Genomic DNA, 20,184 nt, shown 5'->3' with positions numbered 1-20,184 from the left:
AGTATATAATAAAAAGGCATTCTCTAAAGCACTTACATTTGCTTTAGAGAATGCCTTTTCCTTTATTCAGCTAACAGTCTGCTGATATTTTCTATGCTGATATCATTTCCATATAATTCATTATTCTTATAAACGATGACAGGAATCATTAATTGATACGTTTCCAGTAAATCATCTGATTGATAAATATCTATTTCCTCGACAGGAATAGGAGCTGTGTTCAGTAAATCTAATAACCCCTTCGCTTCTTCACATAGCGGACAATTCGTTTTTGTATAAAATTTAATCATTATTTCTGCTCGTTCTCCTTTTGCGCTTGGAGGAAGAGGGAATACCCAGCTCTTCCCGGTATTTCATCACCGTTCTTCTTGCTACATGCACCTGATACAGCTCTTCCAGTTTCCTGCGGATTTTTTCATCAGAAAGCGGGCGGGTCTGGTCTTCCTCCGCAATTATTTGCTGTACATATTGCTTCGCAACCACACGGGCGACTCCTCCCCCTTTCCGGGATTCACGCTGCAATAAATATTTGACTCGGAGGATACCAAAACTTGTCTGCAGATATTTATTGCTGATGGTCCGGCTGATCGTTGAAACATGCAGATCCAATACATCCGCTATCTCCTGAAGGGTTAACGGTTTTAATGCCGTTATCCCTTCTTCAAAAAAGGATAATTGTTTATTGACAATAATATGCAAAACCTGCTCCAAGGTCTTCCCACGGTATTGGATCGCCTGCTCCAGCATCTCTATCTCCTTCTTCTTCTCCTTCAAAAAGTCTGCTCCCTCTTTCGGCATATCAGCCTGCAGGATATCATCCCGAAGCTGAATAGTAGGGCTTGACCAATTGAAAAAGGACAGCTGCCACTCTCCCTTTTCCTTCAACACTGCCGCTTCCGGAATAATATATTCTGTCTCTTCTTCCTCCAATAATTTACCCGGATTCGGATGACAAAGTTTCATATTCGAAATTAATCTGCCAGCTTCCTCTTCTGTAATCCCGTAGGCTTCAGCTAAAGCCTGGGCATCCTCCTCGGCTATCAGGACCAAATCATTTTCAAAAAGCTCCTCTAAAAAGGGATAATCACAATCCATTTCTTTTAATTGCAGCTGGATACACTCCTGTAAGCTCCGGGCTCCAATTCCCGGCGGCTCAAGGGATTGTAAATAGGATAGAGCCTGTTCTATTTCTTCCATGGATAACTGACAGCCGGAAGCCCACTCTTCCATAGTAATATCCAGATAGCCATTTTCATTTAAGGAATCAATTCCAAAAAGAACCGCCTTTTTTAAATTTTCCTCCGAAATAGAAAGCATGTACACATTCTCTTTTAATTGCTCGTACATATTTTTTTTCGAAGCATTCATATTTTCAAATGCGTTTGTCTCTCCATGAAATTGACTGAGCACCTGCTGATCAATGGGACGGATATCCTCAATCAAAGGATTCTCTTCAGCAATTCTTTGTACATGATCATATAATTCAATACCAGAGAGCTGCAGGATTTCAATGGATTGATGAAGCGATTGATTCATTTTCCAAGCTAATGCTTGCTTTAACACCAGACTCTGCTGCATGCTTTAACCTCCATGCATTTCAGTAGGAAATCATTTTTTTCGTATTGCTGCCGTTCCCTGTATTACCCTATACAGATATTATACTTTCTTCACCTGGTTTTCCATAGTTCCAATTCCTTCTACTTCTAACTTCACCCGGTCTCCTTCCTGAAGCAGGCCGGATGGCTCCATTGCTAAACCGACACCATGCGGCGTTCCGGTTAAAATAATATCTCCCGGCTCCAGCGTCATGATTTCAGAAATAAAATTTATAAGGAAAGGGATATCAAAAATAAGATGCGCTGTATTAGAAGACTGGCGCACCTCCCCATTTACATAGGAGCGGATAGCTAATTCATGCGGATTATCCACTTCCTCCTTTGTCACAACCCATGGCCCTACCGGCGTGGTATGATCCAGTGATTTCCCCTGCAGCCATTGCGGCGTCCGTTTTTGCAAATCACGTGCGGAGGTATCATTGGCAAGGGTATAGCCGGCAATATAATCAAAAGCATCTTCTTTTTTCACTTTAGAAGCTGTTTTTCCAATGACAATGGTTAATTCTGCTTCATAATCTAATTTTTCAGTTATTGAAGGATAATAAATATCATCCTCCGGCCCAATAATAGCATTATCAAATTTCGCAAATAAAACAGGAAAATCAGGTATATCTGATTTCATTTCATGAACATGCTCTTGATAGTTTTTTCCAACGCAAATAACCTTTCTCGCTTCTCCGAGCGGCATTCCCAATTGCACATCCTGAAGGGAAAGGTTTTCATATCTGCCCGTTTCTGGAAGTATTTTCTGCAACGCTTCTATGTATTCGGATGCATGTGCATAAAATTCACTAGGATTCGCAGGAAGTGATTTTCCTCCAAATTGCTGCGACAGGCTTTCCACATCTGCAATGGATTCCGCATCTGTTAAAACACCAACACGATAATTTTCATCTTTGTTTTTCCGATAAGCTACTAGTTTCATGTCTATTCCTCCCTTTCCCTCATTATAGTAGAGTTAGAGTTGGAAAGGAATAAATATGTCATAATTTATTCAACCTCTCCTTTGGCTGGTCATGCTATACTAGGTGTCGGGAGACAATAATAGAGAGGGGTATACATAATAATGAAGAAAAAAATATTTTTTATCCTCATCGTTCTGATGGCTGCTTTAGCTGCTTGCTCAAATAATGAAGCGGATACAGCAGAGGAAGATGACACGGATTCCATGGAACTGCCTGTTCTGGAAGTAGATTTCGATGTGCCGGAGCATGTTGAAGTCGGAGAAACCATTGATTTAACAGCTCATGTCACCTTTGACGACGAGCCTGTAGAAGATGCTCGTGAAGTGTTATTTGAGGTATGGACACAGGGGCATGCGGATGACAGTGTGGAAATCGAAGGCGTTCATCAAGAGGACGGCACCTATACAGCCAGCTTTACCTTTGAAGAAGAAGCAGTTTATGAAATGTATGCTCATACTACCGCAAGGGAGCTGCATGTCATGCCATTGAAAACGGTTATTGCCGGTGATGCAGAGCCATCGGAAGAAGAAGCCCATGATGAGATGGATCATGAGCACCATGAACACGGTCATGATGCAGACGAACATAATCAGGAAGAGGAATAATTTAGCATCATTTTTCAAGCCATTCCTGGCCCGCACGCATTCCTTTTTGATTTAAAATTCGTTATAATATGAATATAGAAAAGAACGATTTGGCGGGGGGGGGATATGCTTTGATTCAGGTTTATACAGACGGCGCTACAAACGTGAATACAGAAAAAAGCGGGGCCGGCATTTATATAAAGGCTGGGGAAAAGAAGCTGGAATATACTGTCCCCTTACCTTATATGTCCAATCATGAAGCCGAGTTTCACGCTATCATAGAAGCATTAAAAATTTGTAAGATGAACTTCCCTGAAGAAATCTTATCTTTTCGAACTGACTCTAAAGTAGCCGCAGACGTGATTGATAAAGGACGAACCAAAAACAAACAATTTCTTCCTTTGCTTGAAATCATCCAGGCTGAAGCAGCAGACTTTCCATTCTTATTTATTAAATGGATACCGGAAAAAGAAAATAGCAGAGCAGACCAATTGGCAAGAAAAGCAATCCATCAGCAATCATCGTAACGTGCTGGATGACGAGGGGGAATGTCATATGAGAGAAATACCATTAAAGGAACAAAGTATTGTACTAATTGGATTTATGGGTGTTGGAAAAACAACCATTGGTCAAGCTGTTGCCAAAAAACTGTATCGTGATTTTATTGATATCGATGAAGAAATTGAGCGCAGATTCGGAATGCCTCCGAAAGAGATTTTTGCGAAATATGGAGAAGCCGTCTTCCGTCAGCATGAAAAAGAAATTATTTCTGAAATATGCCATAAGAAATTAAAGGTTATCTCTTTAGGCGGCGGCGCTTTTCTTCAAAAAGAAGTACAGGATGTCTGTCTCGCAACCACTACAATATTCTTTCTCGACCTGTCTTGGGACAGCTGGAAGGATCGAATCAGCCTGCTGATTGACAGCCGCCCCGTTCTACAGGGGAAGAATATGGAGGAAATCAAACAGCTTTTTGATGATAGGCAGCCAATTTATGGACAGCATCACTCCCGTGTAGTGACAGATAATCAAGAAATTGAAGAAATTGCAGATTATATTGCCGATTCCTTAAAATTAGCATGGGAGCTTTACGCTTAAAAACAAGAAATTGCACGTAAAAAACAGGCTAAGGTCACCCTAGCCTGTTTTTTTCGATTTCATGATTTATTAATGTTTACGCTTTGCGCTCAAAGATATCATCTATGATGCCATATTCTTTAGACTGTTCTGCACTCATGAATTTATCACGCTCTGTATCACGTTCAATAACTTCTAAAGGCTGACCAGTATTTTCAGACATGATGCGGTTCATACGTTTTTTAATCTCGATAATTCGATTTGCATGAATCTCAATATCTGTTGCCTGTCCCTGCGTACCGCCTAAAGGCTGGTGAATCATAATCTCACTGTTTGGCAATGCAAAACGTTTGCCTTTCTCTCCGGCATTAAGCAGGAAAGCACCCATAGAAGCTGCCATACCGATGCAGATGGTAGATACATCTGACTTAATAAAGTTCATGGTATCAAAAATAGCCATACCAGCTGTGATAGAACCACCAGGAGAATTAATATATAAAGAGATATCTTTTCCTGGATCTTCTGCTTCTAAGAATAAAAGCTGTGCTACAATAGAGTTGGCTACATTGTCATCAATGCCGCTGCCAAGTAAAATAATCCGGTCTTTTAATAAGCGGGAGTAAATATCATATGCGCGTTCACCACGATTTGTTTGTTCAATAACTGTAGGTACTAAATTCATTTAAAAATCCTCCTTAAGTTGCCAACGTTAATGGCTGATGATTTTTTCTATACTTTATATGATAGCTCATTGGTCAATGAAGGTCAAACAAAAAGTTTCACCAAATTTCTACTTTAACCATCCTTCCCGATTTTATGTTTGTTAAACATGAACCATTTAAACTTATTGAAAGACGCATAAAATAATTTTTCATCTAAATTATATAAAAAGGACTTGTCTCAAAGGAACTTCCTATGTATAATTAAGATTGTGTTTTTAATTCAATGAGATGCGCCCATAGCTCAGCTGGATAGAGCACTGGTTTCCGGTACCAGGTTTGCCGGGGGTTCGAATCCCTCTGGGCGCGCTAGATAAATCCAATAATGACAAGGGTTAGAAAGTGATTCTACCCTTGTCTTTTTTTATGTAACAATGCTGTTTGCAAACGAATTGCAAACCTTCGTATTTCGAATTAATTTATTTCTCTATTTAAGTCTGTTCTATAAAATCATTTACTGTATCCTTTTATGTACCGTTATGCATGGTTTATCCCTGCAACGCCTGTCCACGTATTATTTTTTTAATTACCATTCAGACACAATGTCCACTATTGCTTTAAATGCTGGTTGTGCAATCCACCAACGCTTTCTATTCTTACGGACCTCATGTACCCTCATTCTTGGATCACGAAGAATTTCATCTTCCAAATATTTCACCGACATACAAGTGACCTCAGCTAATTTATTGATGTCTACAAGCACCAATTGCTGATGAATTTGCTTACTAACTTCTTGTTCAACGAAATCTCTTAAAGCTTTCTCATCTAATGAAATTTTTATCTCTCCAGTTGGAAACAAATTTTCACCTCCTATATACTTTATATTCTACTTAGAAAGAATTTTCCCTTCTATAATAAATGTTAGCAGAATTTAAATTATCAAACAAAACATAATAAAGAGTATCTTAAAGTATAGACTTATGATAGAATCTGGATCTATGTCAATAAATTGGACAATAGAAATGGTGAATTTTTTAATTTCCTACCGCGCTCCGCTTGCTCCCCTCTGTGTTAAAGGAAGGGGAAAGTACGCCCCTTCCTTTAACACAGAGGCTAATGATATTCTTCTATGAAGCTATCTTGCGCAGATACATTTTCTCATACGCTATTGGTGATATATATCCAATCGTTGAGTGAATTCGCTTGGAATTATAAAATGTCATGATGTAAGAAAAGATACTACGCTTTGCTTCTTCTCGGCTTTGATAATCTTCATGAAAGATTAATTCTTTCTTAATCACACTATGAAATGATTCGATACAAGCATTGTCATAACAGTTGCCTTTCCGGCTCATGCTTGTGATGATATGATGTTTTCTTATTAGTGCTTGATACTCCTTAGCTGCATATTGACTGCCTCTATCGGAATGATGAATCAAGCCTTCTTGCGGCGTTTGCTGATTAATAGCCCTTCTTAAAGCTGTGAGTGTTAATTCTTTGGTCATCCGATGACTCATTGCCCAGCCAATAATCCTTCTAGAAAATAAATCCATTACGGTCGCTAAATACAGCCATCCTTCTTTGGTCCAAATGTAAGTTATATCACTTACCCATACTTTTCCTGGTTTATCTGCCTGGAAATTTTGGTTTAGTAAATTCGGATAGACAGGGTGCGAATGCTTGGAATTCGTTGTCGCTTTATATTTCTTCACCGTTTTCGAATGCAAGCCATTTTCTTTCATAATACGAGACACTGTTTTTTGGGAAACAGGTGTCCCTTCACCACGTAAAACCTGCGTGATTTTAGGACTTCCATATCTTTTTTTCGACTCAATAAATACACGTTTTATTCGGGCCGTCAGTTTTTGTTTACGGTTGGCTCGATCGCTGACAGGACGATTTCTCCACTCATAATAGCCACTCTTGGAAACACCTCATACTTGGCACATCTTCTCGACACGAAATTCGTGGCGGTGTTTATGGATAAATGCATAGATTACCTCTACTTTTTGGCGAAGATGCCCATTGCCTTTTTTAAGATAGCTACCTCCTCTTCCAAATCACGGATTCGCTTATCTTTTTCATATTCCACTTGATCTTTGGGGCTGCGGTTTCCGCTACCTACAAAACTATCCTCTTGTTCTTCCTTGTACCTGGCTACCCATTTGTGCAGCGTCTGGGGTACTAAGTCTAATTCTCTTGCTACTTCGGTTGCTTTTCTTCCATCTTCCACTACCAATTTTACTGCATATACTTTAAATTCTTTATCATATCGTTTTACCATCCTGGACACTCCTAAAGATTATTATATTTAGTATAAAAATCCCCATTTGGTATGTCCAATTATTAGACTAACATCAAATCTGGTCTAGGTTGGGGCTAAAAATAATACGTGGGTGAACGTTAAATTATAACCAAATAAAGAGTAGAGAGAGGGTTCGTTCCCTCTCTCTTTTCATCCTAAAGTCCGCTGTGTATTTTCATCATCATACACACCTGCTCTAATCAAGTGCATACGTTTAAGTACGAATCGTTTCACACGTATTGTTTCAAGGTAATTTAGCGCCTTATATTCGCTTTCATAGAACTCATATGTAATACCTATTCTTAAGTCAGTGGCTTCAATAAATCTTTCCCCTTCTTCATCAATAAATGGAATAGTTAACTTATACCTTTCCATCACTCTCCCCTCCTTTTACACTACATATACGACAAAGAGGGACAAATATCCTTCTTTTAAACGGATTCTACCTGAACAACCCAATTGAAGGGCATCTCAATTTCACCCTCACTATTAGAACATTTAATATCCATATCCCATACGCTCATCGGCTTAATTATGCTACAGGTAATTTCTTTAAATTCGTTATCAAAATATTTTATTCTAACCTCTCTCCTTTGCTTATGTGCATCATATATCATACTACCGTTATACTCTAATTGATCTAAATCCAAAACTGGTTTTTGCATTATGCCCCGACGCTCCTTTTTATTTGGCCACAAGACAGGATATTTTCTAACTTAAAACTGCGAACCTGCTTTCTATAGTAGCAATACGCCAGCACCTTTTCTTCATCTATACCCACTACTCTAATAATGCGCTGGCTGACTTTTCCATCAGAATCAATATAATAAATCATGATTTTCTCTTTTTCGTATAACGACTTATTAAGCAATCCGACCATTTCAAGCCACCTCCAAAAATTGCCGTTTGACGAATATTTGTTCTGGTTATAATATTAGTATATCACAAAAACAGAACAAGTGTACTGTTATTCTTTGGAAATAGGAAGGGCGATTAAAGTGGAAGGATACAATATAACCAGAGTTACACCTGACCAGTTAGGATATAAAGACCGCGGAATTTTAAAATGGCAGGGAATGATGTTATCAGATCATACAGACGCAATGAAAAACATCGAAGATGAATTTGAGATTATTGAAGGCAAGGAAGAAATGTCGGAAATGGAAATATCACAAATGCTGCACAGGGCATTTATAAATGATGTACCTATTGCTATTCAGGCCAACGCTATGCGAAACGGAAGTTATTATAAGGATGTGCTATGTAAAATAGCCGGATACGGTAATGGCAGGATATTTTTGAATGTGATTGACGGGAGAAAGACTAGCTGTACGATTGAACAAATAAGAAACGTCGAAATGATGAATCCTTTGGATTGGTACGACAAAAGAAAATAAAAACTTATCAAATAAACGTTGCGCACAAGCAACTAGTGTGTTATAATTAAAGTATAGAAAGGAGGCGAACAAGTGGATTACTTAGAGAAAATAATAGCCTCAATCATAGCAAGTCTAACGGTTTATAATCTTTGGTTGACAGCCCAGAAGAAACGGTTAGAACTTAAAAGATTGAGGCAAGAAGAAAGAAGAAAAAGGCGCGGAGGTTAACCCTCCCCCTTCCCTTCTTAATTCTAAGTATACCACATTAATATTATGTTTTTAACATTTATGATAATCATATTGAGTGTTGCTGGAGCATTAGCTGTTTACAATTTTTATTTAAACAACAAAATTAAAAAAATGCAAAAAGAATTGGAGAAGATGGATAATGAGTGATAAGCATAAAATTATAAAGAACATTGAGGAGTTGCTTGCTTCAGAAATTACTGCTTATAAAATCCAACAACGAACAGGGATTAATCGGAGTACCGTGGGCAGATTGAAAAACAAAGAAATAGAAATCAAAAAGCTATCTCTGGAGAATGCTTTGAAGTTGAATGATTTATGGGAAGAAATAAAGGAGGAAGAAAAATGAGTCTTAAATCAAGCATATATAAGTTTCTCCGTATCTGGAATGACGTTGACGCTGTGAAGAAAGGTAAAGTAGGTAAACGGATTGGAAGACGTGTGACGGGTCGGACTGCTGGTAAAGGGATTAGGAAGTTATTTAAATAAGCCCCTTTTTGGGGCTTATTTCTTGAATTAATTATTTTATATAATTTCTTAATACTCCTCTAAAAGTTTTTCATAAGCATCGATTTCTTCTTTTAATTTAGCGTTCTCAACTTGATAAAGTCTCATGTCTTCTTCTAGTTGTTCAAAAGGGGTAAATGGAGCTTGATACTTCTTAATACCACCGTGATTTTCAGAAGGATATAGATTATGATGTCTATCCAACCAAACAATATAAAATATATTGTCTATCATAAAACCATGAACACGACCTTTTGCTTGAGAAACAGAAAATTGGATACAAGCGTTATCTTCTTCTAGTTGTTCAAGCAAATTATCGTCAAGATCAAATTTTGCAGTAGTGTCTTTCCAATCGTGAGGATGAACCCTCAAACCCTTATTTCTTTGCTGTCTAAATTCTATGTAAGCCATATCTGATACTTGATATAAAATATCGAATAGGCTAATAAACCATCCACTTTCAGTAGCTCCGCAATTGAATAATTCATGTTTTCGATCAAAAAATTTCCAAGAAAAAACTACATTATCTTCATTAATTCCTTTGATTTTTTCATTTTGTGAGTATGAATATAATTTCCCTTTATTTGCTAGCTGATCAGGTTCTTTAGCTTTCGGTATATTAATGTTTCTTTTGGCTTTACCCATTTCTAATCGTCTTGTAACTCCTCTTGCATTTTTTTGTAGTAGTTCATAATTGTAACTTCATCAATTAATTTTCTTGATGGTTCGTATGGTTGTAGACCCGCTCTAGCTTCTTTCCATGGCAATTCTTCATGTGTAAGAGCTTCAAGTTGATCACCGGATAAATGTCCATAACTATCGTAGACTTCCTGTAATAATTCCACTAATTCTTCATCATTAATTTCTGGCGCACTCTGTTGTTGGATTGGATGCCAACGATTCTCTTTATATAATCCATACAAAACAGGATCAACAGGTCCATGCACCCAAGCCTGAAATTTATTTTTAAATATACTTTCATCAAAAAACACTTTACCCCATGAATACGAATAATAACAAAGCTTTTGTAATTTCTTATGTGTCATCGTTTTATCGCCTAATGACAAAAAGAAATTAGCTACTGTATTAATATCAGTACGATGCATATTTCTCCCCTCGCTTAAAAATATCATTTTTCTTATTTTCATAAACAAACACCGCCTTTTTATACATAGTTCTTTCCGTTTATAAATGAACTTATGCAACATACGGTAGATTGTTGAACAAATTAATCAATTATAGTTAAAATTGTCCCTCTTTATGTATATGATAGCATTTAAAAATACTAGATGGAACAAAAACGTAAAAAAAGTTGCTGATTTGTAACATAAATTCAATTGATAATTATTTTTTTAGTGCTAGATTTATATCTTCCATTATTGAGGGAAAATTTTATTTATATGCCCCTTTCCTCTCCTCTCAAACGATTATTACTATAGGAGGGGATTTTTAATGGAAAAAATAATTAAAGGGCATATCTGCGGATTTGGTACAGTGAGAGATATGGAACGAATAGAAAATGATTTCGATGAGGGTATAACAATTGTAGTGGCTGTACGCAAACATCGCAAGTATGAGAAAACGCCTAGCAAAGAAGAATGTGATCGGATTTGTGAGGATAGGTCTGGTGAAGTAGTTATTATTCAGCTCCCACAAGCGTGAAGGCTTATTTATATGAGTGGTTCCCTTTTACGCACGAATATTTTACGCAATTATGCATAAATTATATACTCAAATGAGAAAAAAATTTCGGTTTCACGAAATAATTAGCTGTTTTTTATTGACTAAGCTATATTTAAGCGTTATTATGAGTATAATAAATTAAAGAGCCATCGTTTGGCTGAAAAACCCCTAACAGAATGTTGGGGGTTTTTTTCTTTTTGAAATACATTTACAATAGGTAGTAAGGAGGTGAGAATTCAAATGAGTGAAAAATCCAAGCCTTATATACCTATTGATAATCAGATAAAAACATTAGAAAATAGAGGACTAATAATAAATAATAAGGAATTTGTAAAAAAGAAGCTACTCAGAACTACATACTATGATTTGATTAATGGTTACAAAAATATGTTTTTAGTTGGAGGAGATTCGGAAGAAGAAAAATACATACAAGATGTAACGTTTGAAGATATTTTAGATCTGTATAATTACGACAGACAATTGAGATACATGACATTGGAATTAATTCTAGATATTGAAGCAGTGTTCTATTCAAGCATCTCCCACAGTATTTCTCATTTTTACGGAGAAAAATCTGATGCATATTTGAATAAAAATAATTACAGAATTGGAGTAAAGCAAAAGCATAATAATAAATACGAAAGAGACAACCTACTTGATAGACTTAATAAAAAAATTAATCAACCAGAAGTTGAGCCGCTTATATACTACCGAAATAAGTATCGCAATATACCTCCTTGGATTTTGGTAAAAGATATGACATTTGGTGAACTTAAAATTTTTTATAAATTATCTATGCCAGGGGTTAAATCTAAGATTCTCAGTGATATAATATCTAAAGAAAATATAACAGAGCTTGATAAGAACTTTTTCACAAAAGCAATAGGTTTATTTAATAAATTTCGAAATTGGTGCGCACACGGGGGTAGAGTTTATACTTATAAAGCAGATATATCACTTCCGTATTATAGAGAATTTCATGAACGACTTAACATATCTAAAAAAGCTTATCAGAGAGGAAAAGGGCGTAATGATATATCTGCTTTACTAATAGCATCTCTATACTTCTTTCAATCGGACTATAGAGGTTTACTTGAGTTCAGAGTAAAATTAGAGGGTTACTTAAATGATTATAAAAAAGGTGGATACATGCAATATCAAACCCTTTTAGAGGAAATGGGCCTTCCAGATAATTATATTGAACTTCTTGACAAGGCAATGCATATTAGTTCGGTAGAAATACCTCAACAATAAATTTTTGTCAAAGCCCCTCACACCGTGAAGGGCTTATTTTATGCGAAAAGAAAGACGCCCGCAATTGACTATACGAGGTCTGACCATTGAGCCCCAATTGCCAAAGCAAATCCAAATATCCCACAGAGCATTCTATGTATGTAACTCTACAATCGTTAGGGCTTTTTACTCTTTTACCATTTTTAAACACCTTACTCAGACGTAATGTATAAACACTCTTTTCTGTAAGTATATTGTTCACAAAAAGTTCACTTACTAGAAGATTCTTTCTTCTCTATACTTACTAAGGTAAGAAGAAAGAAGGGATGATGGAATTGCCAACAACTAAGAAAGAAAGTTTACAATTTGGTTTAATAATGTGTTTTGGGATGGTATTGGTTATGACTATATATAATTTTTACCTTAATGGAACAATCGGGGAAATGACTTTAATAGAAGGGATAACTGATTTTTTAATCGGGTTTATTATTGCTTTTATACTTGATATGTTTATAGTAGGACCTAACGCTAAAAAGGTAGCATTGAATTTGACTGTAAATACGAATAAGAAAATTTACACAGTCCTAGCTATATCAATATGCATGGTTTTAGGAATGGCGTTTTTTATGTCTATTTATGGATTAGTATCAACTTATATTCATAATGGTTTTAATTCTAACTCGGTGGTTGCAGCAGATTATTTTGCAATTTTCGGTAAGAACTTGATTATAGCATTACCTCTACAGATTATTATTATGGGACCACTAGTGCGTTTTATATTTGTGAGATATGTTCAAAGAAGTAAAAGCGACATTATTGTATGAAATACAAAACATTCCTCACAAGGTATTAACCCCAAATGTTAGAGTACAAACTAACACTTGGGGTGTTTTTATTTCTTACTTAGTGTAATACCTTACATACTGCGTACTAGCAGTGATATACAAACCACTCTTAAGCTGATACATATATCCATTACCAACTTTAAATTTATCTCTAGCCACTGTAAAAACTTCTCCTTGATTAACAATAACAGCACGATCATCCCAATTGGCAGTGTTGTAAGTCCATAAGGACGGTGTGATAACCTCAACATATCCTTGCTTGCCGTCACCGCCACCTGATTTACGTTTTAAACCTAAAGCCTGTGCAATGCCATTAGCATGCCCTAATGCGATGCGGTCAAGGTAAGCATCAGACTTTAGTTTATTCGCATCTGCTGTGGTATCAATAAAGCCATTCTCTGTTAAAACTGCTGGCATACTCGACTGACGTAACACATGGAAATTAGCACGTTTTTTGCCACGGTTTCTAAAGTCAACTTGCTTCATAACTTCTGCATGCAGTTTATCACGATAGGTTATTGTGTTATTAGATACACTTCCATTATAAATATAATCTTCATAGCCCGTGCCACCTCCAGCATTAATATGAATAGATACAAAATAATCAGCACCCCAGCTGTTTGCATCATTCGTGCGTGCAGTCAGTGATACTGTTTTATCTGTTGTGCGGCTCATACGAATACTATGCCCTTCATAATCACGATTTAAAATATCTCGTGTCTTTAGGGCGATTTTTAAAGTAAGAACTTTTTCCTGCAATCCGTTTGCAGCTGCACCTGGGTCTGTTCCGCCGTGTCCTGGATCTAAATAAATTTTTGCCATAATAAAACTCCTCCTAAAATTTTTTTATATAGAATAAAGAGCAGCCGCAGCTACTCTTTATTTCCATCTTGCTTTATCATCTTTTGATGCCTTTAAAATACGGTCTGCTTCCTGTGCTTCTCCTGTATAGCTGTTGTTCTTCCAGTGATTCCAGATTTCACTTAAAATCATTGCAAAAATAGATAATCCAGTTACAATCTGGTCATTATCAAATGGAAGCAACTCATAACCTGCCATCATAAATCCGGAATTGACAGCCACAATTACAAACACAACTAACCGCACCCATTTGTTATTGATTTTCTGTAGTTTCTCTTTCATTTAAATCAGCCTCCCCATATTTGTGATACAGCTATACCGACAACTCCACCAACTACCGCTGTGATAACTGCTGTAATAATAGCGCCAGTAATCTTTCTTCTTATCCAATTTGTATCTTCTTGGATAGCAGACAGCGTTTTTTGCATGTTTTCTATCTGGCTGTCCTGCCGTATATCGTTGCGCTGTAAACCTTCCACATCTTTTTTTATAAGATGATAGTTACTTTTTAAATCACTCACATCTTGTTGTATTCTATCTTTCCAAGCATCCATGTCTCCCATCTCCTCTTTATTCGGCATGGTTGACCCCCTAACAACTAAACATTAAAAAGAGGCCAGCGATACGCTAACCCCATAAAAAATAACGCTTATTCAGCGTTTTCTGTTTCACGTGCTGTCAATCGCTCGACAACCTTATTTTTAATCAATTCTGGAATCTCTCCATCTATACCAGCTTGGAAATATTCCGTTATCTGCACAACAATCGCTCCATCAATATTGAGTCGTTCCCTGTCATCGCCTTCAATCGGTGAATTACCTCGAAAACTGACTAATCTAACCTGCTCGCCGTCCCGTTCAATGTTGCGTGAGCCTGTTTCTCTAAATTCGTAATTACTCATCATTATCATTCTCCTCCTCTTTAGTTTCTTCTTCCTCAGCGTTTTCAAATGCTTCCGCTAAAATAAAATGAGCTTCCGCCTGTTGACCGGATAGCTCTTTATCAAAGTCATTGACTAACTTTTCAACGGTTTTCAATGATGATTCAAGGTTTTTATCATCCAGCACAAATTCCTCTTCAAATAAATCCTTATGAGCTTCATTAAATTCTTTCTTTTCTTTGATTATTGGCTGGCCATTATCAAGGAAGATAATCTCCTCCTCATCATCCAACTTGGCATAATCTTTGAGGAGTGTAACTTCTTCCTCTCTCACCTCCTTGTCCTTATCTGCAATCGCCTTAACTACCCGCATACGGTGAACGTTTTTCTTACCTTTTACGGATAATGTGTTTTTCAGAAAATCAGCTACGTTTCTTAAATCCTTGTTTTGTAGTTTAATTGTCATGCTGCACTCTCCTCTAATTGTTTTATTCTATCTTCTAATTTGGTTACTTTATTTTTCAACGCTTGATACTCTATCCTCTGCCAGTTGATTTCTTCTTCTAATTTCCTATCTAATTCCTGGACTGCTTTGATGGTCGGTGCGATTAATTGGTTATAAGCCACGCTCATAATCTCATCATCAGCAGATACCATGCTCTGCCTATTTATATCCACACCGTGATTAATAAGCGCCTGTTCTAATTCCTGTGCAATGACGCCATTTTTATATTGTTCAGTTTCTATCAAACGATAATCTACTAATCGTAAATCATTAATAAAAGCCAACCCTAATTTCGCATCAGTGACATTATCCTTAATTCGTACGTCCGACCCTTCAAACAAGGAATTAGTATACACATAGTTGTAACGATTACTGGAATCACCAATACTACTGCTCACGCTATTACTTTGAGGTCTAAGGTGATTAATACGCGCAAAGTTAAATGGATTAGCGGTTGACCCCAGATTATAAACAAAATTATTCAGGCCAGAGTTAATGCCCCGGAATGTCATGGAAATACTTCCGCTTTCAGGCTGTGTTTCCATAGCCCATCCGCCTTGACCGACAGGGTTTGAAACATAAACGGTAGCACCTTGTATACGACTGACATGCAACGTATCGAATTTGTTATTGGCACTTCCTAAATCGTAATTATAAGACCCGGTATACGATGGTACGATTCGTGGTCTTGCGCTGTTTAAGTCAATCCGAATTGCTTTGCTGTAGTCTGTTCTATCCCTAAACATAAAGTTACGGCTCACGATAGATGACCAACCGCCATGATTCGTTTGCGAATGCTGGGATGATATGATTAATCCGCTATAGCTGTAATCGTTTGTGGTTAATCTTGGGTAGGCACTGCCCATAAATACAATCGGATTACCTGAAGTACCCATGTCAAAACCAACGCCTGCAGTAATGTTTTCACGGTTAAAAGTTAGAGAATTATACCGGTCAGTAAAACGGATACTAGCTCCGCCACCTAAAGTAAAATCAGCATTCCGCATCGTCAGATTACCAGTATTTAAGTTAAGGTCCATGTTGTTATTATTGGATAGCAATCTACCCGCCGTTACCGTCCCCATATTCGCTGAGATCGCAGATAAACTAGCCGCATTAATCTTATCAGCGTTAAGGCTGGCAATTTTTGCGTTGGTAATCGCTCCATTTTCAACTTGGGCTGTGCCGATAATGGCTCTTTCTAATTTAGCTCTTTCGATTGTGCCGTTGGCAATATGGGCATTCTGAATAACCCCATCGTTTATTAATGTGGTTCCATCTAAGTGTATTAAGTTTCCTTTAATCCTTATGCCTTCATCAGATAAATTGATAGATGATACAATACCATCTACATCTACCTTTAAATCGATTTCATCTGCTAATTGAGTAATGCGTGATTCTGCATCTGTCATTCGTTGGTCTGTGTCTTCTGGGGCAGGTGTCCAGTCTGTGGCTTTATTGCCTTTTTCTATTTGCATGTTTGTTATTTCTAAAGTGTCACCAGTATCCGCATAAACGCCTGTGTGGAATAGATAACTATAAGGACTGTCGCCTGTCCGAAAAGTAATTACCACATACCCAGTATCTTCATTTATATCTATACTTTCTTGCTTCATGTGTGGATTGGTGTTAAAGGTGTTATTTCTGAAAAAATCTTTATTTATCGGAACGCCATTATGCGACCAAATGCCACTAACTGTATATTGCGTATTGGGTTGTTGAATATTTGTGAAGCTGTTTAATCGAATAGTTAGGTTTAAGTTATTTATACTTAAATCTCGATTAATAGTGATCAATATTTTAGTCTCTGTAACTTCATTAATTGTGTTATATGGTTCGTAACTGATTACGCCTTGTGTATACGCAAATAAGTTCCTTCCACCAATCTGAATATTACTAACAGTAGTCTCAATACCCTCCGCAAACTGTCGCACATCACTAATAGACTGCCTTAAATAGCCAGTCTCATTTTCAAATATAGTTTTGGTAACACGTTCGCTGATTTCGTCGGACATTACACTGATTTCCGCATGAGCATCTTTGATTAAACCGTCCATATCAATTATTGAATCGGATTGTAATGCAATTTCTCGGCTGTTCTGGTCGATTAGTGTACGGTGATTCTCTTGAACTGACAAGATGTCTTCTGGAGCTTGTTGGTAATCAGACGCTTTGTTACCTTTTTCAACTTGCCATCCACTCATCACAACATATCCTCTGTTAAGAAGGCCGAAACGCGGCTCTGATAAACCATTAGAACCTTCCGGGATTATATCTGTTATTTCGAAACGATACCAAGTATCGTAATCATATTCGCTGACATTGATTGTTTTTACATGCGAATCAGAGAAAGAGCCAGTTTCAAGATATGTTCTAATTAAAATTTGATTAGCACCGTTATCTAAACTAATAGAAGAATCAATGTAAAACCAACCAGAAAAAGTGTAAATTTCTCCACTTTTTAACTTGTGATTTCTAAGAGTACGGTTTGTAAGGAATAGTCTTCCACTCGCCGGCTCACTTCTGGAATTAACCAAACCATTGACACCATCGGTATATCCTTCCACCAATTCTGTTCTACTACCAACAACCCAGCTTTCTCTAGCTTCTGAAATACTGGAAGGATTCGTACCAATAATTAAATTCCTTCCCCCAATCTCAATGTCTCCAATAGCTTCCCTAACAAACGATTCCTCAACCTTGCTCCTTAATCCTGCGGCTAACAATTCCAACTCGGTGGTATGCCCTGTCACCGTATCTTCAATTTCATCCACGATAGTAGCATCAGCTTTAGCATTTAAACCTTTTGCGGTGGCTTCAATTTCTAAAGTGTTTTGCTCGATGGATTCTAAGATACCTTCCTTATCCCTCGTATAAGTCAGCTCATCTAACTTGGCGCTGATTGATTTAGCATGAGCCTCTAACTCTAAGCTGTTACTTGTGACCGTATCATCAATGCGCTCAATTTCTTCAATACTGGCAGATATGCGATTATTTACGGTATCTATTTCAGTCTCGATACTGGAAAACTTACCGCCATGCTCATAAAGTAAATCGTCAATATCATTGGCTCTGCTAACCAACCCATCAGCTCTATTATTCAAGTCAATCACTTGGTCATCAAGATAATCGGTGCGTGTGTCCAATTCACTAAGGATATCGTTTCTAGTTGCTTCAATTTCTTCATCCGTATAGATACGTGCTTGCTGTTCAAGAAGGTCTTTTGCTTCCTTACTGATTTGGTCAAGGTCAACGCCATTTTCGCCAATGATGTCACTGACGCGGTGTAATTCTCGCATTCTTTCAGCTAGCTCTGGTCCCCACATAATATCCTCGGTTAATACTCTGTCGGTAGCCGCTCGAACTTGTACAGACCAATCAGACGGGCGCCCATGATAATTAACTGCTCTTACTCTGTAATACCAGACTTCATCTGTACCGACCGTATGAGCAAAGGCACTGACATCGCCGCGCCATAGTAAATGTTGCGTATCTGGTACAAAGTCCTCTGTTCGACTGCCATAGACTTCGTAGTGATTGATAAACATTTCGTCGGCATAATCCCAGTAGAGTTGTATCACTTCCATACCGCCATAGGCTTCCAAATTAACAGGTGTTGAAGGCTTACGGTCAGGGTAGCTTCCTTCTGTAATCTGTTGCTTTGGAGGATTATTTTTTATATCCTCTATTTTCTTATTGAGGTCGTTAAAATCGTCTCCTAAATTAAGAAACTGCCCCATCTCTACGACCATTGTGCCTTCGATATCCATTAGGTCATATTCCATTGCAATGACACGCGCTTGTATTTCTATTGGTCTAGCAAACTTTCTATCTATTGCCTTGCATGTATCTCCTAGGCTGACTTTTTCGTCAAATAATTCAACGGATAATCGGTAATTAACTTCTGGTCTTTTGGCATCTTGCAAAGCCTCCCATGTTGCTTTTAATAGCTCTTCTGGGTCTTCATAGTCTTGATTGCTAAACTCTCCATCACGATGCCTTTTTACTCCATTTTCAAGTATTCCGTATTTATCTAGTGCTTCCGGGTCTCCTACCCATTTTTGACCTAACGGCTTATTAACAGGGTCTCCTCGACTTGTACGCCATTCCACATCGCCAAAATCAATATACCTAGTATTGCTTCCGCCTTCTGTTTCAAGGCTAGCCCCGCGTCCATATAATGCGGTTTTGGGATAACTAAGCACCGTACGACCTATTTCAGTAGTATTATGGTCAATTTCAAATCTTTGGCCTTGTTCAGTTCCTAAACGTTGAATAATTTTCACATAACAGCCTTTAATCTCGTTTGTTTGTTCATCAAATTCAACGACATCTTTAAGTTCTCCGCCCCAAACATCAATAGTCTTCCAAATAGATTCAGTGCTGGATATATAATAAAAGTTAGTTGTAGCTCTTCCGAGTTCCACTTCTACTTTCGCTACCCATCGAGTACCATTAACTGCAGCTGTTAAAGCAACATCAGCTGTTTGGTTAACAAATCGACGTTCAACTATGATATGATCGTTTAATTCTGCTGCAAAAGTAGGTTCACAAGTGGCTATTGTGTTTGGTCCAGAAGAGCTATTAATATCATCAATTTCTTTAATGGTCATCAGCCGCCAGTCGCCTTCATGGTCTTTGAAGACTACCCTGTTTTCTTCTTTGATGTGTTCGGCAAAAGGATGTTCAGATTCGATAGTAAATGCGAAAGGTTCATCTGGTAAGCCATTTACTTCAATACGATAATGCGTTTCGATCAGTCCGGTGTCCTCAGATATGACTGCTAATGGTTGTTCATATTGACTAAAGATATATAATTCCATCAGTTTCCTCCTTTCA

At 37.5% G+C, this 20,184-nt stretch carries 25 protein-coding genes, 1 tRNA gene and 1 pseudogene; 10 read left to right on the top strand and 17 right to left on the bottom strand.

Annotated elements, in window-relative coordinates; genetic code table 11:
- Positions 1-62: 62 nt before the first annotated feature.
- The 3 genes from BN997_RS05570 to BN997_RS05560 all read right to left on the bottom strand — a co-directional run bounded on the left by BN997_RS05570 (position 63) and on the right by BN997_RS05560 (position 2,541).
- Complete coding sequence (locus BN997_RS05570) at positions 63-290, bottom strand: glutaredoxin family protein (protein ID WP_052484923.1); 228 nt, start codon at positions 288-290, stop codon at positions 63-65.
- Positions 283-1,578 carry an RNA polymerase factor sigma-54 gene (gene rpoN, locus BN997_RS05565; RefSeq protein WP_042530404.1) on the bottom strand — a complete coding sequence of 432 codons (1,296 nt, stop codon included), beginning with the start codon at positions 1,576-1,578 and terminating at the stop codon, positions 283-285. Before rpoN ends, BN997_RS05570 begins: the two co-directional genes overlap by 8 nt.
- Before the next feature lie 78 nt (positions 1,579-1,656).
- A complete protein-coding gene (locus tag BN997_RS05560) occupies positions 1,657-2,541 on the bottom strand; it encodes a fumarylacetoacetate hydrolase family protein (protein WP_042530402.1) in 885 nt (294 codons plus the stop codon).
- Positions 2,542-2,682: 141 nt separating this feature from the next.
- On the opposite strand from BN997_RS05560, the gene BN997_RS05555 reads away from it, so the two are divergent.
- The 3 genes from BN997_RS05555 (at position 2,683) to BN997_RS05545 (ending at position 4,263) form a co-directional block, all read left to right on the top strand.
- On the top strand, positions 2,683-3,186 hold the full coding sequence (locus tag BN997_RS05555) for a FixH family protein (protein WP_042530400.1): 504 nt from the start codon (positions 2,683-2,685) through the stop codon (positions 3,184-3,186).
- A 110-nt stretch (positions 3,187-3,296) separates the two neighbouring features.
- The gene (locus BN997_RS05550; RefSeq protein WP_042530397.1) at positions 3,297-3,692 is read left to right on the top strand and encodes an RNase H family protein; all 396 of its coding nucleotides are present in this window, start codon (positions 3,297-3,299) and stop codon (positions 3,690-3,692) included.
- Positions 3,693-3,720: 28 nt separating this feature from the next.
- Entirely contained in the window at positions 3,721-4,263 is a 543-nt protein-coding gene (locus BN997_RS05545) for a shikimate kinase (RefSeq protein WP_042530395.1), read from the top strand.
- Between the two features lie 76 nt (positions 4,264-4,339).
- Here BN997_RS05545 and clpP read toward each other — a convergent pair whose 3' ends face one another.
- Positions 4,340-4,924: an ATP-dependent Clp endopeptidase proteolytic subunit ClpP gene (gene clpP, locus BN997_RS05540; protein WP_040978891.1), complete on the bottom strand. Its 585-nt coding sequence runs from the start codon at positions 4,922-4,924 to the stop codon at positions 4,340-4,342.
- A gap of 270 nt (positions 4,925-5,194) precedes the next feature.
- Here clpP and BN997_RS05535 point away from each other — a divergent pair.
- Positions 5,195-5,270: transfer RNA gene (locus tag BN997_RS05535), tRNA-Arg, on the top strand.
- A 217-nt stretch (positions 5,271-5,487) separates the two neighbouring features.
- Here the strand turns inward: BN997_RS05535 and BN997_RS05530 are convergent.
- The 5 genes and pseudogenes from BN997_RS05530 to BN997_RS05505 form a co-directional block, all read right to left on the bottom strand.
- The gene (locus BN997_RS05530; protein WP_244882333.1) at positions 5,488-5,760 is read right to left on the bottom strand and encodes a hypothetical protein; all 273 of its coding nucleotides are present in this window, start codon (positions 5,758-5,760) and stop codon (positions 5,488-5,490) included.
- 268 nt (positions 5,761-6,028) lie between these two features.
- Positions 6,029-7,185: pseudogene (locus BN997_RS23135) on the bottom strand (IS3 family transposase).
- 171 nt (positions 7,186-7,356) lie between these two features.
- Positions 7,357-7,581, bottom strand: coding sequence for a hypothetical protein (locus BN997_RS05515; RefSeq protein WP_042530393.1), 225 nt, complete (start codon positions 7,579-7,581; stop codon positions 7,357-7,359).
- 56 nt (positions 7,582-7,637) lie between these two features.
- Positions 7,638-7,871: a YolD-like family protein gene (locus tag BN997_RS05510; protein ID WP_042530391.1), complete on the bottom strand. Its 234-nt coding sequence runs from the start codon at positions 7,869-7,871 to the stop codon at positions 7,638-7,640.
- Entirely contained in the window at positions 7,871-8,086 is a 216-nt protein-coding gene (locus BN997_RS05505; protein ID WP_042530389.1) for a hypothetical protein, read from the bottom strand. Before BN997_RS05505 ends, BN997_RS05510 begins: the two co-directional genes overlap by 1 nt.
- A 118-nt stretch (positions 8,087-8,204) precedes the next feature.
- On the opposite strand from BN997_RS05505, the gene BN997_RS05500 reads away from it, so the two are divergent.
- From BN997_RS05500 to BN997_RS23130, 3 genes are all read left to right on the top strand, one after another.
- Positions 8,205-8,603 (top strand): hypothetical protein, encoded by a 399-nt coding sequence (locus tag BN997_RS05500; RefSeq protein ID WP_042530387.1) that lies wholly within the window; start codon positions 8,205-8,207, stop codon positions 8,601-8,603.
- 370 nt (positions 8,604-8,973) lie between these two features.
- Positions 8,974-9,180: a hypothetical protein gene (locus BN997_RS05495; RefSeq protein WP_042530385.1), complete on the top strand. Its 207-nt coding sequence runs from the start codon at positions 8,974-8,976 to the stop codon at positions 9,178-9,180.
- Positions 9,177-9,320, top strand: coding sequence for a hypothetical protein (locus BN997_RS23130; protein ID WP_175297015.1), 144 nt, complete (start codon positions 9,177-9,179; stop codon positions 9,318-9,320). Before BN997_RS05495 ends, BN997_RS23130 begins: the two co-directional genes overlap by 4 nt.
- 48 nt (positions 9,321-9,368) lie before the next feature.
- Here the strand turns inward: BN997_RS23130 and BN997_RS22120 are convergent, their stop codons facing one another.
- Both BN997_RS22120 and BN997_RS05485 read right to left on the bottom strand, forming a co-directional pair.
- A complete protein-coding gene (locus BN997_RS22120) occupies positions 9,369-9,983 on the bottom strand; it encodes a hypothetical protein (protein ID WP_052484922.1) in 615 nt (204 codons plus the stop codon).
- Between the two features lie 2 nt (positions 9,984-9,985).
- Positions 9,986-10,486: a Panacea domain-containing protein gene (locus BN997_RS05485; protein WP_052484921.1), complete on the bottom strand. Its 501-nt coding sequence runs from the start codon at positions 10,484-10,486 to the stop codon at positions 9,986-9,988.
- Positions 10,487-10,790: 304 nt separating this feature from the next.
- On the opposite strand from BN997_RS05485, the gene BN997_RS05480 reads away from it, so the two are divergent.
- The 3 genes from BN997_RS05480 to BN997_RS05470 all read left to right on the top strand — a co-directional run bounded on the left by BN997_RS05480 (position 10,791) and on the right by BN997_RS05470 (position 13,078).
- Positions 10,791-11,000, top strand: a complete 210-nt coding sequence (locus tag BN997_RS05480) for a hypothetical protein (protein WP_042530383.1) — start codon at positions 10,791-10,793, stop codon at positions 10,998-11,000.
- Positions 11,001-11,261: 261 nt separating this feature from the next.
- Positions 11,262-12,275, top strand: coding sequence for an Abi family protein (locus tag BN997_RS05475; protein WP_042530381.1), 1,014 nt, complete (start codon positions 11,262-11,264; stop codon positions 12,273-12,275).
- Between the two features lie 314 nt (positions 12,276-12,589).
- Positions 12,590-13,078, top strand: a complete 489-nt coding sequence (locus tag BN997_RS05470) for a DUF2798 domain-containing protein (RefSeq protein WP_042535808.1) — start codon at positions 12,590-12,592, stop codon at positions 13,076-13,078.
- Positions 13,079-13,153: 75 nt separating this feature from the next.
- On the opposite strand, the gene BN997_RS05465 is transcribed toward BN997_RS05470, so the two are convergent.
- The 6 genes from BN997_RS05465 to BN997_RS22115 all read right to left on the bottom strand — a co-directional run bounded on the left by BN997_RS05465 (position 13,154) and on the right by BN997_RS22115 (position 20,168).
- Positions 13,154-13,921 carry an N-acetylmuramoyl-L-alanine amidase gene (locus BN997_RS05465; protein WP_042530379.1) on the bottom strand — a complete coding sequence of 256 codons (768 nt, stop codon included), beginning with the start codon at positions 13,919-13,921 and terminating at the stop codon, positions 13,154-13,156.
- Positions 13,922-13,978: 57 nt separating this feature from the next.
- Positions 13,979-14,242 carry a phage holin gene (locus BN997_RS05460; protein ID WP_042530377.1) on the bottom strand — a complete coding sequence of 88 codons (264 nt, stop codon included), beginning with the start codon at positions 14,240-14,242 and terminating at the stop codon, positions 13,979-13,981.
- 5 nt (positions 14,243-14,247) lie between these two features.
- A complete protein-coding gene (locus BN997_RS05455) occupies positions 14,248-14,541 on the bottom strand; it encodes a hemolysin XhlA family protein (RefSeq protein WP_042530375.1) in 294 nt (97 codons plus the stop codon).
- Between the two features lie 68 nt (positions 14,542-14,609).
- Positions 14,610-14,864 carry a hypothetical protein gene (locus BN997_RS05450; RefSeq protein ID WP_042530373.1) on the bottom strand — a complete coding sequence of 85 codons (255 nt, stop codon included), beginning with the start codon at positions 14,862-14,864 and terminating at the stop codon, positions 14,610-14,612.
- Positions 14,854-15,306, bottom strand: coding sequence for a hypothetical protein (locus tag BN997_RS05445; RefSeq protein WP_042530371.1), 453 nt, complete (start codon positions 15,304-15,306; stop codon positions 14,854-14,856). The genes BN997_RS05450 and BN997_RS05445 overlap by 11 nt, the downstream gene beginning before the upstream one ends.
- Positions 15,303-20,168, bottom strand: a complete 4,866-nt coding sequence (locus BN997_RS22115) for a phage tail protein (protein ID WP_052484920.1) — start codon at positions 20,166-20,168, stop codon at positions 15,303-15,305. Before BN997_RS22115 ends, BN997_RS05445 begins: the two co-directional genes overlap by 4 nt.
- Positions 20,169-20,184 lie beyond the last annotated feature (16 nt).

Source organism: Oceanobacillus oncorhynchi (assembly GCF_000821065.1).
Lineage (GTDB): Bacteria > Bacillota > Bacilli > Bacillales > Amphibacillaceae > Oceanobacillus > Oceanobacillus oncorhynchi.
Note: the sequence above shows the minus strand (reverse complement) of the source record. Positions and strands in the feature narration are given on the sequence as shown.